Annotated in this window: 14 protein-coding genes; 7 read left to right on the top strand and 7 right to left on the bottom strand. The window is 67.4% G+C overall.

From position 1 onward, the window contains the following. Positions 1–2 precede the first annotated feature (2 nt). On the bottom strand, positions 3–704 hold the full coding sequence (locus AC5WJ1_RS01570; RefSeq protein ID WP_133093622.1) for a fumarylacetoacetate hydrolase family protein: 702 nt from the start codon (positions 702–704) through the stop codon (positions 3–5). A 241-nt stretch (positions 705–945) separates the two neighbouring features. Between AC5WJ1_RS01570 and AC5WJ1_RS01565 the strand changes: the two genes are divergently transcribed. The 5 genes from AC5WJ1_RS01565 to ybiB all read left to right on the top strand — a co-directional run bounded on the left by AC5WJ1_RS01565 (position 946) and on the right by ybiB (position 6,206). Then, positions 946–1,581, top strand: coding sequence for an ANTAR domain-containing response regulator (locus AC5WJ1_RS01565; RefSeq protein ID WP_133093621.1), 636 nt, complete (start codon positions 946–948; stop codon positions 1,579–1,581). A gap of 384 nt (positions 1,582–1,965) precedes the next feature. Further along, positions 1,966–3,306 (top strand): CmpA/NrtA family ABC transporter substrate-binding protein, encoded by a 1,341-nt coding sequence (locus tag AC5WJ1_RS01560; RefSeq protein WP_133093620.1) that lies wholly within the window; start codon positions 1,966–1,968, stop codon positions 3,304–3,306. Between the two features lie 56 nt (positions 3,307–3,362). Further along, a complete protein-coding gene (ntrB, locus tag AC5WJ1_RS01555; RefSeq protein ID WP_133093619.1) occupies positions 3,363–4,286 on the top strand; it encodes a nitrate ABC transporter permease in 924 nt (307 codons plus the stop codon). A gap of 18 nt (positions 4,287–4,304) precedes the next feature. Then, on the top strand, positions 4,305–5,108 hold the full coding sequence (locus AC5WJ1_RS01550) for an ABC transporter ATP-binding protein (RefSeq protein ID WP_133093618.1): 804 nt from the start codon (positions 4,305–4,307) through the stop codon (positions 5,106–5,108). Positions 5,109–5,213: 105 nt separating this feature from the next. Further along, a complete protein-coding gene (gene ybiB, locus AC5WJ1_RS01545) occupies positions 5,214–6,206 on the top strand; it encodes a DNA-binding protein YbiB (RefSeq protein ID WP_135704343.1) in 993 nt (330 codons plus the stop codon). Between the two features lie 40 nt (positions 6,207–6,246). Here ybiB and AC5WJ1_RS01540 read toward each other — a convergent pair whose 3' ends face one another. Continuing rightward, the gene (locus AC5WJ1_RS01540; RefSeq protein ID WP_133093616.1) at positions 6,247–7,125 is read right to left on the bottom strand and encodes a pirin family protein; all 879 of its coding nucleotides are present in this window, start codon (positions 7,123–7,125) and stop codon (positions 6,247–6,249) included. A 347-nt stretch (positions 7,126–7,472) separates the two neighbouring features. Here AC5WJ1_RS01540 and rpoH point away from each other — a divergent pair, with 347 nt between their 5' ends. Next, positions 7,473–8,402, top strand: a complete 930-nt coding sequence (rpoH, locus tag AC5WJ1_RS01535; RefSeq protein WP_133093615.1) for an RNA polymerase sigma factor RpoH — start codon at positions 7,473–7,475, stop codon at positions 8,400–8,402. Between the two features lie 93 nt (positions 8,403–8,495). Here rpoH and AC5WJ1_RS01530 read toward each other — a convergent pair whose 3' ends face one another. The 5 genes from AC5WJ1_RS01530 to AC5WJ1_RS01510 all read right to left on the bottom strand — a co-directional run bounded on the left by AC5WJ1_RS01530 (position 8,496) and on the right by AC5WJ1_RS01510 (position 12,816). Then, complete coding sequence (locus AC5WJ1_RS01530) at positions 8,496–9,110, bottom strand: SCO family protein (RefSeq protein WP_133093614.1); 615 nt, start codon at positions 9,108–9,110, stop codon at positions 8,496–8,498. A gap of 126 nt (positions 9,111–9,236) precedes the next feature. After that, complete coding sequence (cyoE, locus tag AC5WJ1_RS01525; protein WP_133093613.1) at positions 9,237–10,181, bottom strand: heme o synthase; 945 nt, start codon at positions 10,179–10,181, stop codon at positions 9,237–9,239. After that, positions 10,178–11,281 (bottom strand): COX15/CtaA family protein, encoded by a 1,104-nt coding sequence (locus tag AC5WJ1_RS01520; RefSeq protein WP_195430494.1) that lies wholly within the window; start codon positions 11,279–11,281, stop codon positions 10,178–10,180. Before AC5WJ1_RS01520 ends, cyoE begins: the two co-directional genes overlap by 4 nt. Before the next feature lie 10 nt (positions 11,282–11,291). Beyond that, positions 11,292–11,960, bottom strand: coding sequence for an SCO family protein (locus AC5WJ1_RS01515; protein WP_135704339.1), 669 nt, complete (start codon positions 11,958–11,960; stop codon positions 11,292–11,294). 73 nt (positions 11,961–12,033) lie between these two features. Then, positions 12,034–12,816, bottom strand: coding sequence for an SURF1 family protein (locus AC5WJ1_RS01510; RefSeq protein ID WP_195430492.1), 783 nt, complete (start codon positions 12,814–12,816; stop codon positions 12,034–12,036). A 117-nt stretch (positions 12,817–12,933) separates the two neighbouring features. Between AC5WJ1_RS01510 and AC5WJ1_RS01505 the strand changes: the two genes are divergently transcribed. Then, positions 12,934–13,143: a twin transmembrane helix small protein gene (locus AC5WJ1_RS01505; RefSeq protein ID WP_029046742.1), complete on the top strand. Its 210-nt coding sequence runs from the start codon at positions 12,934–12,936 to the stop codon at positions 13,141–13,143. The last annotated feature ends 109 nt before the right edge of the window (positions 13,144–13,252 follow it).

Here is a 13,252-nt window from a genome sequence, read left to right as displayed (position 1 = left end):
GATCAGACTACCTTGATGGTGAGGTCGCCCACGCCGCCGACGTGGCATTGCATGACATCGTCCTTGACCACCGGGCCCACGCCTTCAGGCGTACCGCTGAAGATCAGGTCGCCCGGCTGCAACTCGAACAGCCTGGACAGGTACGACACCATCTCCGGCACCGACCAGATCAGGTCCGACAGGTCGCCGCGCTGCTTCTCCACGCCGTTGACCGACAGCGTCACTTCGCCCTTCTGCGGATGGCCGATGGCCGAGACCGGCACGATCGGGCCGATCGGCGCCGACTTGTCGAAGGCCTTGCCGGTTTCCCAGGGGCGGCCGGTTTTCTTGGACTCGTTCTGCAGGTCGCGGCGGGTCATGTCCAGGCCCACGGCGTAGCCGAACACGTGCTGCGCGGCGCTTTCCACCGGGATGTCGCGCCCGCCCGTGCCGATCGCCACCACCAGCTCCACTTCATAGTGGCAGTTGCTGGTGCCCGGCGGGTACGGGAACGCCCCTTCGGTGCCGTCGGCGACGTAGCTGACCGCGTCGGCCGGCTTGCAGAAGAAGAACGGCGGTTCGCGGTCGGGGTCCGAGCCCATTTCGCGGGCATGGGCAGCATAGTTGCGGCCGACGCAGTACACGCGGCGGACCGGGAAGCTAGCGTCGCTGCCACGCACCGGCACCCCAACGGGGGCCGGCGGGGCGAACACGAATTCGGTCATGCATCTCTCCAGATTTTTTCTGATCGGTCCCGCAGCCGGGATGCGAGGGTGTGCATCGCGGCGTCGCCAGCAGACGCCCCCGGCGCGGCAGGGCCACAGGATACACCGCGCGCGGTGGGCTGCGTACGACGGCATACAATGAATCCAGGCGGGCCCGCGACCACTCTGCACCACGGCAGTGCGGCGTGGACCGCCGAACCCGGCGCGAATCTTGCATGGCGCACTGCAACAGAATCAAGCCATGACCCGACGCCATCCGCCCCCATCGCCATCGACGCCTGCCCCCGCCGCCGGTCGGGCGCTGCGTATCCTGCTGGTGCGCGATCCCCTTGACGGTAACCCACTCAACGTCGAGACCATCCGCAACGGACTGGTCAGCGCGGGCTTCAGCGAGATCCAGATCGTCGATGCCGACTTGCGGCTGCCGGACGTGATCACCGCGACCCAGCCCGACATGCTGATCATCGCCTCGGAATCGGCCGCGCGCGACACCATCGAGCACGTCTGCGTCTCGACCCAGCATGCGCCGCGCCCCATTGTGCTGTTCACCGACAACGACGACAGCCAGCGCATCAAGGCCGCGCTGTCGGCGGGCATCACCGCCTATATCGTCGACGGCCTGCGCGCCGAGCGCGTCAAGACGGTGCTCGACGTCGCCTATGCCCGCTTCGAGCTGGACCAGCAACTGCGCGCCGAACTCGACGCCACCCGCCTCAAGCTGGCCGAGCGCAAGGTGGTCGAGCGCGCCAAGGGCCTGCTGATGCAGGCGCGCGGCATCACCGAGGACGAGGCCTACAAGCGCCTGCGCAGCATGGCGATGGAGCGCGGCCTGAAGCTGGTCGATGCAGCCCAGCGCGTGATCGACGTCATGGGCTGAACGCCCGCCTGCCGGCCGCGGGGCGCCACAGCCCGCGGCTGGTGCAATGCACGATACTGGCGCTGCCCCAAAGCGAATCCTTCGCGCCCCGCGGTCCTCGGCTCTGCCCCGGGATGCGGCAGCGCAGCCGGCGCACGCACCGCGTTCGCTCATTTCATCCCGAAGCATCACTCCGCCGGCACGGTTCCGCCCCGAAATGTTGCACCGCACAGGCTGGCACACGCCTTGCGATATGCAGGCATCGGCCAACGGCGGCCGATCACAATTTAGGCGGACCCAGCCAACGCAGGCTGCGTCACGCCATGGACAACGGCGTCCCTGCACCGTACCCGTCTTCTGGCGAAGCCGGCACGGACGGGGACGCTTTTTTCTTGGAGTTTCGCAATGCCCTCTCGCCTCAGGATTGCCAAGCCGCTGCACGCGGCGGTGAACGCCTCCGAAGCCGCCTCGGCGGCCGCAGCCGACGCGGTGCCGGCCAGCAGCGGCCGCCGCCGCGCGCTGGCGACCATCGCCGGCGCCAGCGTGATGACGCTGGTCGATCCGCTGGTGCGCGCCGGGGCGTGGGCGGCGGGCTCCGACGCCCCCGAGAAGACCGACGTGCGCATCGGCTTCATCCCGCTGACCGACTGCGCCTCGGTGGTGATGGCGTCCACGCTCGGCCTCGACAAGAAGTACGGGATCAAGATCACGCCGACCAAGGAAGCCTCGTGGGCCGGCGTGCGCGACAAGCTGGTCAACGGCGAGCTCGACGCCGCGCACGTGCTGTACGGCCTGATCTACGGCGTGCAGCTCGGCATCGGCGGCCCCAGGAAAGACATGGCGGTCCTGATGAACCTGAACTACAACGGCCAGGCCATCACGCTGTCGTCCAAGCTGGCCGAGAAAGGCGTGCGCGACGGTGCCAGCCTGAAGGCGCTGATGATGAAGGAAAAGCGCGACTACACCTTCGCGCAGACCTTCCCCACCGGCACGCACGCGATGTGGCTGTACTACTGGCTCGCGGCCAACGGCATCAACCCGATGCAGGACGCCAAGGCCATCACCGTGCCGCCGCCGCAGATGGTGGCCAACATGCGCGTGGGCAACATGGACGGCTTCTGCGTGGGCGAGCCCTGGGGCGCGCGCGCCATCGCCGACAAGATCGGCTTTACCGCCGAGACCACCCAGTCGATCTGGAAGAACCATCCGGAGAAGACGCTCGGCACCACCGCGGAATTCGTGCAGAAGTACCCCAACACCGCGCGCGCGATGGTGGCTGCGGTGCTGGAAGCGTCCAAGTTCATCGACGCTTCGGCCTCGAACCGCCGCAAGACCGCCGAGACCATCGCCGCCAAGTCCTACGTCAACACCGACATGGACATCATCCTGGACCGCATGCTTGGCCGCTACAGCAACGGCCTGGGCAAGACCTGGGACGATCCCGATGCCATGAAGTTCTACCAGGACGGCAGCGCCAACTACCCGTTCCTGTCCGATGGCATGTGGTTCCTGACCCAGCACAAGCGCTGGGGCCTGCTCAAGGAGCACCCCGACTACCTGGCCGTGGCGAAGCAGGTCAACCGCATCGACATCTTCAGGCAGGCCGCCACCGCGGCGCAGGTGCCGCTGCCCAAGGGCGACTTCCGTACCGCAAAGCTGATCGACGGCGTGGTCTGGGATGCCACCAAGGACCCGAAGGCGTATGCCGACGGCTTCAAGATCAAGGCCGGCGCGCAGAACGCTTGACCACAGGCCGCCACCACCCCACCGATCCGCAGCGCCCCTGGATAAAGGAGCCCGATGTGAATGCCATCGCCCACACCGCGCCTGAAGGCGCCAATGCTGCCAATGTCGCCGCCACCGACACCGACATCAAGGAACGCGCACGGCGGCGCGAGCTGGAAATCGCCGCGCAGGAACGGCGCGCACAACGCCACGCACAACGCCAAGACCTGCTCGGCGCGCTGGTGCTCAAGGCCGTGCCGCCGATCCTGGGCTTTGCCGTGTTCGTGATGGCCTGGCACGGCATCGCCACACTGATCCCGGCGATTCCGACGCCGGGTGCAACGTGGAACGCGGCGGTGCCGCTGTTCTCCGACCCGTTCTACCGCAACGGCCCCAACGATCAGGGCATCGGCTGGAATGTGCTGGCGTCGCTGGCGCGCGTGGCCGCGGGCTTCGGCCTGGCCGCCGTGATCGGCATTCCGGCGGGCTTCCTGATCGGGCGCTTTGCATTCCTGAACGCGATGGCGTCGCCCGTGATCAGCCTGCTGCGGCCGGTCTCGCCGCTGGCGTGGCTGCCGATCGGGCTGCTGCTGTTCAAGGCTGCCAACCCGGCGGCGATCTGGGCCATCTTCATCTGCTCGATCTGGCCGATGGTGATCAACACCGCGGTAGGCGTCACGCGCGTGCCGCAGGACTACCTGAACGTGGCGCGCGTGCTTGACCTGTCGGAATGGAAGGTGTTCACGCGGGTGCTGTTTCCCGCGGTGCTGCCCTACATGCTGACCGGCGTGCGGCTGTCGATCGGCACGGCGTGGCTGGTGATCGTCGCGGCCGAGATGCTGACCGGCGGCACCGGCATCGGCTTCTGGCTGTGGGACGAGTGGAACAACCTGAAGGTCGAGCACATCGTGATCGCGATCTTCGTGATCGGCATCATCGGACTGATGCTCGAGCATGCATTGCTGGCACTGGCACGGCGCTTCAGCTACGGCGCCAACTAAAAGCGAGGGAGAGACGCCATGGACAAGTTCGTCAGCATCGAGAACGTCGGACAGACCTTCAAGACGCGCAAAGGGCCGTTCGTCGCCCTGCGCGACATCAACCTTCAGATCGCCGAGGGCGAGTTCATTACGCTGATCGGCCACTCCGGCTGTGGCAAGTCCACGCTGCTGAACCTGATCGCGGGGCTGGCCACGCCGACCACCGGCGCGCTGATCTGCGCCGGGCGCGAGATCGCCGGACCCGGGCCGGAGCGCGCCGTGGTGTTCCAGAACCATTCGCTGCTGCCGTGGCTGACCTGCTTCGAGAACGTCTACCTGGGCGTGGAGCGTGTGTTCGGTGCCAGCGAAGGCAAGGCTGAACTGAAGACGCGCACGCACGAGACGCTGGCACTCGTGGGCCTGACGCACGCCGAGGGCAAGTATCCGCACGAGATCTCCGGCGGCATGAAGCAGCGCGTCGGCATTGCCCGCGCGCTGGCGATGGCGCCCAAGGTGCTGCTGATGGACGAACCCTTCGGCGCGCTCGATGCCCTGACCCGCGCACACCTGCAGGACGAACTGATCAAGATCGTGGCGCGCACGCGCAGCACGGTGGTGATGGTCACGCACGATGTCGACGAGGCCGTGCTGCTCGCCGACCGCATCGTGATGATGACCAACGGCCCGGCCGCCACCATCGGCGAGATCCTCAGGGTGGACCTGCCGCGCCCGCGCGACCGCGTGGCGCTGGCCGACGACAAGGACTACCACGCCTGCCGTACCGCGGTGCTGGACTTTCTCTACCGCAAGCAGCGCAATCCCGCGCTCCAGGAAGCAGCCTGAGCGTGCTCCCCGCCGTCGCGCTCGTCCGTGGCAACGGGCGGCGATGGGCGCGACGGCGCTGCTCCGCTATCATGAACCCAGAACAGACTCCTCCCCCAAGCCGCCATGACCACGCCAGCCAACCCGTTTTCCGCCGCCCGCTATATCAAGGAAGTCGGCCGTGGCGTCAACGGCGCGCGCGCGCTGCCGCGCGACGACGCCAAGACCCTGTTCGACGCGATGCTGGCTGGGCGCGTGTCCGACCTGGAGCTGGGCGCGATCCTGATGGCCTACCGCATCAAGGGCGAGGCCCCGCACGAACTGGCCGGCATGCTCGAGGCCGCCCATGCGCACTGCCAGCCGCTGCCCGCGCCGCCCGAGCGCCAGGTGGTAGTGATCCCCAGCTACAACGGCGCACGCAAGCAGCCAAACCTGGTGCCGCTGCTGGCGCTGCTGCTGGCTCGCGACGGCATCCCCGTACTGGTGCACGGGACGCGCGTCTTCAATGACCGCATCACCAGCATGACCCTGTTCGAGGCGCTGGGCATTCCCCTGTGCGCCAGCACGGCCGAAGCCTCGGCACGGCTGCGCGAGACCGGCGGCGACGGCCCGCTGGCGGTGCTGCCGGTCGATGTGCTGTCGCCGGGCCTGTCGCAGCTGCTGGAGCGGCGCACCGTGATCGGCTTGCGCAACTCGTCGCATACCGTGGCCAAGATGCTGCAGCCGGTGGGCGAGCACGCGCCGGCTGAAGGCTTGCGGCTGTATAGCTATACCCACCCGGAATACCGCGAGACGCTGACCGACTATTTCTCTCACGAGCCGGCCAACGTGCTGCTGGCACGCGGCACCGAAGGCGAAGTGGTGGCCGATGCGCGCCGCAGCGGCCGCATCGACTGGCTGCATGAAGGGCACCAGCAGACGCTGGTCGATCCCTCCGGCGGATCGCTGGCCGAAGTGCCGGATCTGCCGCCCGGCAATGATGCCGGCCTGACCGCGGCATGGATCCGGCGCGTGCTCGATGGCGCCGTGCCGGTGCCGGCGCCAATCGCCACGCAGGTCGAAGCCATCCGCGAGTGCCTGAAGCTCGGCACCCGCGTCACCTGGGCCAGTCCGGTCTAAACGCGCGGTCTGAGCGCGGTCTGAGCCCGGACCGCCCGGTTCAGGGCTTGCGCGCCGGCAGCGGGATGCGCTCGCGCTCGTCGCCCGGCACGCGCGGAAACTGGTCGTCCTCCCAGCGTCTGGCAGCGGACTCGATGGCTTCCTTGCTGCTGGCCACGAAATTCCAGTAGATGAAGCGGCGGCCGTCGGTCGGGTCGCCTCCCAGCAGCATCACGCGCGAAGGCGCCGTCGCCATCAGCAGCGCCGGCTGCCCGGGCGTCAGCACCACCATGTGCTCGGCCGGCAGCGGCTCGCCGTCCAGCGACACCGCGCCGTCCACCGGGTAGATGCCGCGCTCGGCATGGTCGGCGGGGATCTCCACGCTCGCGCCCGCATCCAGCTCGATCGCCACGTACAGGGTGCGGCTGAAGACCTTGACCGGCGAAGTCTTGCCGAAGGCATCGCCGGCGATCACCACCATGCGCACCCCCGGCCGCTCGATGCGCGGCAGCGTTGCAGCGGGATGGTGGAAGAAGGACGGTTCGTCGGTCTCGTGCGACTGCGGCAATGCCACCCATGTCTGGATGCCGTGCAGGCGCGCGCCGTCGGCGCGCGCGGAATCGGGCGAGCGCTCCGAATGGACGATGCCGTGGCCGGCAGTCATCCAGTTGACGTCGCCCGGCCGGATCGCCTGCTCGCTGCCGAGACTGTCGCGGTGAATGATCTCGCCTTCGAACAGGTATGTGACGGTCGCCAGCCCGATATGCGGATGCGGGCGCACATCGGCACCCTCGCCCGGCGGCATCTGCACCGGCCCCATATGGTCGAAGAAGATAAATGGCCCGACCGTCTGGGTCGCAGCGGCCGGCAGCAGGCGGCGCACGGTGAAATCGCCCAGGTCGCGCACATGCGGTTTCAACAAGTGTTCGATAGCAGACATAGCTCCTCCGGAGTATGAGAGATCGGCAAGCGTGCCAGCTTGCCGCCGCTTGCGTCGAGTGTAGCCGCTGGCGCAACAAATCATTCCACTGGCATGCAGAACCGGCGGGCACACATTCGCTCTAACACGAGTGTACCCAGCCACGAGTATCCCCGAAGCCGCTTCATAGCGTTATTGCTATTCTATGCGGTGAGTCAATCGACGGGAACTATCAAGACCGTTGGGACTCCAATTAGCACTCACCCGGATGGAGTGCTAAGATGTGTTGCAGTGCCGCCGCCGTTCCCACAAGGACGTGCGGGACATGACCCGGCAACCCAACCGCCGGATGCGAAAGGAGCGATTGAGTGAACGCAGTCTTGTCTGCCGAACAAACCCTGACGACTAGCCGTCTGCCGACGGCGCCCCGTAGCGGGAGCAGCTTTGCGCTGACCTTCCCGGCGACCGTGGGCAATCTCGACAGCTATATCCAGGCTGTCCACCGAATTCCGTTGCTGACCGCGGAGGAAGAGCAGCGCCTGGCGCGCGATCTCCGCGATAACGATTCCGTCGATGCCGCCCGCCAGCTGGTGATGTCCCACCTGCGACTGGTGGTGTCGATCGCCCGCCAGTACCTGGGCTATGGCCTGCCGCACGCCGACCTGATCCAGGAAGGCAATATCGGCCTGATGAAGGCCGTGAAGCGCTTCGATCCCGAGCAGGGCGTACGCCTGGTCTCGTATGCGATGCACTGGATCAAGGCCGAGATCCACGAGTACGTGCTGAAGAACTGGCGCATGGTCAAGGTGGCAACCACCAAGGCCCAGCGCAAGCTGTTCTTCAACCTGCGCAGCCACAAGCAGGGTTCGCACACGTTCACGCCGGAGCAGGTCGAGGCCGTGGCGCGCGAGCTGAACGTGAAGCCGGAAGAAGTAATGGAGATGGAAACCCGCCTGTCGGGCGGCGACCTCGCGCTGGAAGGCCAGGTCGACGACGGCGAAGAGGAATTCGCCCCCATCGCCTACCTGGCTGACAACCACAACGAACCCACGCGCGTGCTGGAAGCCAAGCGCCAGGACCGCATGCAGGTCGAAGGCCTGGAAGAAGCGCTGGGCCGGCTGGACGAGCGCAGCCGCCGGATCATCGAGGCGCGCTGGCTGAACGTGGCCGACGACGGCTCGGGCGGCGCCACGCTGCATGAGCTGGCCGCCGAGTTCGGCGTCTCGGCGGAGCGCATCCGCCAGATCGAAGCCGCGGCGATGAAGAAGATGAAAGGGGCGCTGCAGGCATTTGCCTGATGCCGGGCACCCATGCAAAAAGCCGGTCCAAGTGGACCGGCTTTTTTTTGCCTGCGATCGCAGCGGTGCGACGTTATGCCGCACCGTCAGGCGTCAGGAAAGCAGCTGCTTCAGGTCGTGCGCGATCGGCTCCGGCCCCTGGCCGTGGCGGATGAACAGCCGCAGCCGGCCTTCCGGATCGAATACATAGCTGCCCGCCGAGTGATCCACCGTGTAGTTGTTGGGCGAGCTGCCCGGCACCTTGGCGTAGAACACCTTGAAGTCCTTGGCCAGCTTCTGCAGCGCGGCGTCGTCGGCCGGGCGCAGGCCCAGGAAGCGCGGGTCGAATGCTGGGACGTACTGCGCCAGCAGCGCCTGCGTGTCGCGCTCCGGATCGACCGTGACGAACAGCACCTGGACGCGGTCGGCATCGGGGCCCAGCTGCTCCATCACCGCCTTGAGCTCGGCCATGGTGGTCGGGCATACGTCGGGGCAATGGGTGTAGCCGAAGAACATCACCACCGCCTTGCCCTTGAAGTCGGCAATGGTGCGGACTTTGCCATTGTGGTCGGGCAGCGAGAAATCCTTGCCGAAATCCGCCGCGCCGCTGATATCGACATTGCGGAACGACGCCTTCTGCTGGCCGCAGGCTGCCAGCGCCAGCGCGAGCGCGGCAACCAGGGAAAAGCGGCGGAAGGCTGAGAACAGGCCGGAAGCGGGTCTGGGCATGCGCGAAAGCTTGTGTGGAACGATCAGCAATGGAAAGGTCGGCGAAAGCACCCAGTATCGCCGATGGCGCCGCCGCGCTGCGCCGGCCGCGACAAGATGACGCAGCCCGCAGCGTGGCAAGGCCGGTCAGACCTGCGGCACGAACTTGAAGTAATGGTCGACCAGCAGCGCCGCGAACAGCAGCGACAGGTACAGGATCGAGAAGCGGAAGGTGCGCTGCGCCAGCTCGTCCGAGTAATTGCGGTACATCTTCCAGGCATAGGCCAGGAAGCCGCCGCCCAGCGCCAGCGCGGCCACCAGGTAGATGTAGCCGCTCATGCCGTAGACGAACGGCAGCAGCGTCGCCGCGATCATGATCAGCGTGTACAGCAGGATATGCAGCAGCGTGTAGCGCTCGCCGTGGGTGACCGGCAGCATCGGCAGGCCCGACTTGGCATAGTCGGCGCGCCGGTACAGCGCCAGCGCCCAGAAGTGCGGCGGCGTCCACGTAAAGATGATCAGCACCAGGAACCAGGCCTCGGCCGGCACTTCGCCGGCGACGGCGGCCCAGCCCAGCGCCGGCGGCATAGCGCCGGACAGCCCGCCGATGACGATGTTCTGCGGCGTGGCCGGCTTGAGCAGGATGGTGTAGACCACCGCATAGCCCAGGAAGGTGGCGAAGGTCAGCCACATCGTCAGGTCGTTGGCGAACTCGTGCAGCATCCACATGCCAGCGCCGCCAAGGATGGCGGAGAACACCAGCGTCTGCGGGGTGGTGATCTCGCCGGTGGCGGACGGGCGCCAGGCGGTGCGGCGCATCAGCGCATCGATCTTCTGCTCGACCAGGCAATTGATGGCAAAGGCGGCGCCGGCAAGCAGCCAGATGCCTGCGGCACCGCCGATCAGCACGCGCCACGGCACCATGCCGGGCGTGGCCAGGAACATGCCGATGATGGCGCAGAAGACTGCCAGCTGCGTCACGCGCGGCTTGGTCAGGGCGGCATATTGCCGGGCCAGATGCCGTATCCGGCTCAGCTTGCCCAGTGAATGAGGGTGTGTAGCGGTAACCACGGAAGGGGTCTTGTCTTTCATGTGGCGCGGGCGGCGTTCGGCATGGCTTTGGGGGCGCCGGCGGCCCGGGTCGCGAGCCCTATATTGTAGTGGAGGCGGACCAGCAGCAGCAGGAGCACCGCCGCGCCGCCGTTGTGGGCGACCGCCGCCACCAGGGGCCAGTCGAACACGATATTGGACATCCCGGTGGCCAGTTGCAGCACCAGCATGCCGAGCAGCCAGCCTGCCTGCCGGTGCAGCCCGTCGAGCCGGCGCGCACGCAAGCCGAACCACGCCAGGTAGCCCAGCACCACGAATGCAAAGCCCCGGTGCACCCAGTGGATCGCAACCAGCGCAGCGTGCGGGATGTAGTCGCCAGCGGCCGTCATGCCAAGCTGGCGCCACAGCGTGAAGCCGTGCCGGAAGTCCATCTCGGGCACCAGCTGGCCGTTGCACAGCGGGAAATCCGTGCAGGCGAGCACCGCGTAGTTGGTGCTGACCCAGCCGCCCAGGAAAATCTGGATCACCAGCAGCAGCAAGCCGATGCGAACCGGCCAGTGCAGCCGCGCCGCCTCGGGTACGACCGGGTGCGGCGGGTCGCTGCGCGAGCCCAGCTGGATCAGCGCGGCCAGCAGTGCCATGCCCAGCATCAGGTGCGTGACCACGATGATCGGCTGCAGCTTCATGGTCACGGTGAACGCGCCGAATGCGCCCTGCACGCACACCAGCACCAGCACGCCGGTGGCGAACCATGGCGATTGCTTCAGCTCGCGGCGCTTGACCCATGCCAGCACCATCAGCGCGATGATCAGCACGCCCACCGCCATGGCGAAGTAGCGATGGATCATCTCGATCCACGCCTTCATCAGCGTCACCGGACCGCTGGGCAGCGCGGTCTCGGCCGCCCGGATCGGCTCCATCGCGGCATGCGGATTGGAGTGTCCATAGCAGCCCGGCCAGTCCGGGCAGCCCAGGCCGGAGTCGGTCAGCCGCGTGAAGCTGCCGAACATGATCAGGTCCAGCGTCAGGAAGGCGGTGATCCAGACCAGCTTGCGGTATTTGTTGCGATCGCCCTTGACCAGCACGTAGCTGAGCGGCAGCAGTGCGATCAGGACGCCGATGACGGCCAGTTGCAGCAGCATGCCCTTCCCCTTAACCGATGCGCGAGACCTTGAGCAGCTTCTTCAGGTCGCCGCTCAGCTTCTTGGGGTCCGGATCCTGCGGGAAGCGCATCATCAGGTTGCCGAGCGGATCCACCAGGAAGATGGTGTCCTCGGCACGCTTGCCCGGCTCGGCCGGCAGCCATTGCTGCGCCACCTGGTGGTCGATGCGCAGGAAGCGCACGCCGGCGTAGGGCTCGTTGTAGGCAGTGCTCAGGCGCTCGTCGATCTTGCCGTCATCGGTGATCAGCCACACCGGCACGATGCGCTCGCGGTCCTGGCCTTGCCCGGCGCGGATCTGGCGGATGGTGAAGAGCTTCTTTGCGCAGGCCTCGTCGCACGCGGACGGATCCGCCGTCACCAGCAGCCACTTGCCGCGGTACTGCTCCAGCGGCACGGCGTTGCCTTGCTCGTCGGTGACGCGCACCGGCGGCATCGGCCGTTGTGGATCGACCAGCGCGCCGTAGTTGGTGGCGCCGCCCCTGGGCTTGATGACGTAGTAGGTGAAATAGGAGGCGATCACCGGCGAGGCGCACACCAGCAACAGCATCAGCATCTGCAGGCGGCCACGGCGCGTGCGCGCGTCGATGCGGGGATCCTGCGGCGAGGCCGACATCGCGGGAGGCCCGACGGGTGCCGGGGCGGAGTCTTGCTGTGACATGGGAGTACGTCTGTCCTTTTTCATCTGCAGTCAGGCCCGTCCGGGAACCTGCCCCGGTCGTGCTGCCATCCGTTCATGCGTTGTTGCGGGCCGCGGACGATACCGCGCGCCGGCGCGCGTGCCAGCCCAGCACCGCCACCAATACCACCGTCAGCGCAGCCAGGCCGAACCACTGGAAGGCATAGCCATAGTGCCGGTCCGCGCCCGCATCGGCCGGCGCCCAGTCGCGAGCGAGGCCGTCGCCGGTATCGCTGCGCTGCGCGACCACCAGCGGCTGCAGCGCCAGCCCGGTTTCGGCGGCGTAGTCGGCGATTTCCAGGTTCTGGCGGATCTTGCTGCCGGCCTCGGCGCTGGCCGCCTGGCCCAGGCCATAGACCCGCGGCACGGCCGCCAGTGCCGTGCCTTCGATGGTCACCTCGCCGTCGGGCGTCGGAAAGGGCGCGATCCGGGTGCGGTCCTGCGCATCGCGCGGCAGCCAGCCGCGCAGCACCAGCACCGCCCGCGTGGCGCCGGCACCGTCCTGTGCCGGACTAATCACCAGCGGCGTGACCACCAGGAAGCCGGCACGGCTGTCGCCGCTGCGCCCGCCGGCGCCGTGGGGGCGATTATCCAGCAATACGGTGCGGGCCGTGTCGAACCGCCCCGTGACCCGCACCCTTCGATCCGTCACAACTTGTGACAGCGGCGCGGTGCCCAGTTCCACCGGCGGCTGTGCCGCCAGTGCCTGCAGCCGCGCGGCGCGCGCCTCTTTCTCGTGCGCGCGGTTGAGCTGCCAGTTGCCAAGCGCAGCGGTCACGGCAATCACCACCAGCGCGGCGGCCAGCGGCAGCACGCCGAGTAGGCGGCCTGCCTTCATTGCGCCGACATGCCCGGCGGCATGCATGCGGGGCCGGTGCGATAATGTGCCGCACCGTCATCCATCGCGGCCACTACTACGAGACTGCGGCAAGCTCCGCTGCCAACCCGCCCCGCCATGCGCTTCGTCATCATCGTCGCCTTCATCCTGATCATCGCCAGCCTGGCCTCCGCCCTGTTCTTCATGATGCGCGACCGCGGCAAGACGCCCAACATGATGCGCTCGCTGATGCTGCGCGTGGGTTTTTCGGTGGCGCTGTTCCTGTTCATCCTGTTCTCGAGCTGGATGGGCTGGATCCATAGCACGGGCATCCGCATGGCGCCCTGACGGACCGCATGGCTTGAGGCCAATGCAAACGACAAACGCCGCAGGCTGCCGGGCCTCCTGCGGCGTTTCTCCTTTGCGTTGGCGCCGGCACCCCGCTGCGGGGCGGCCG

The sequence above is a fragment of the Cupriavidus sp. MEYA8 genome (assembly GCF_059278825.1).
This window is presented reverse-complemented; position numbering and strand designations above follow the sequence as displayed.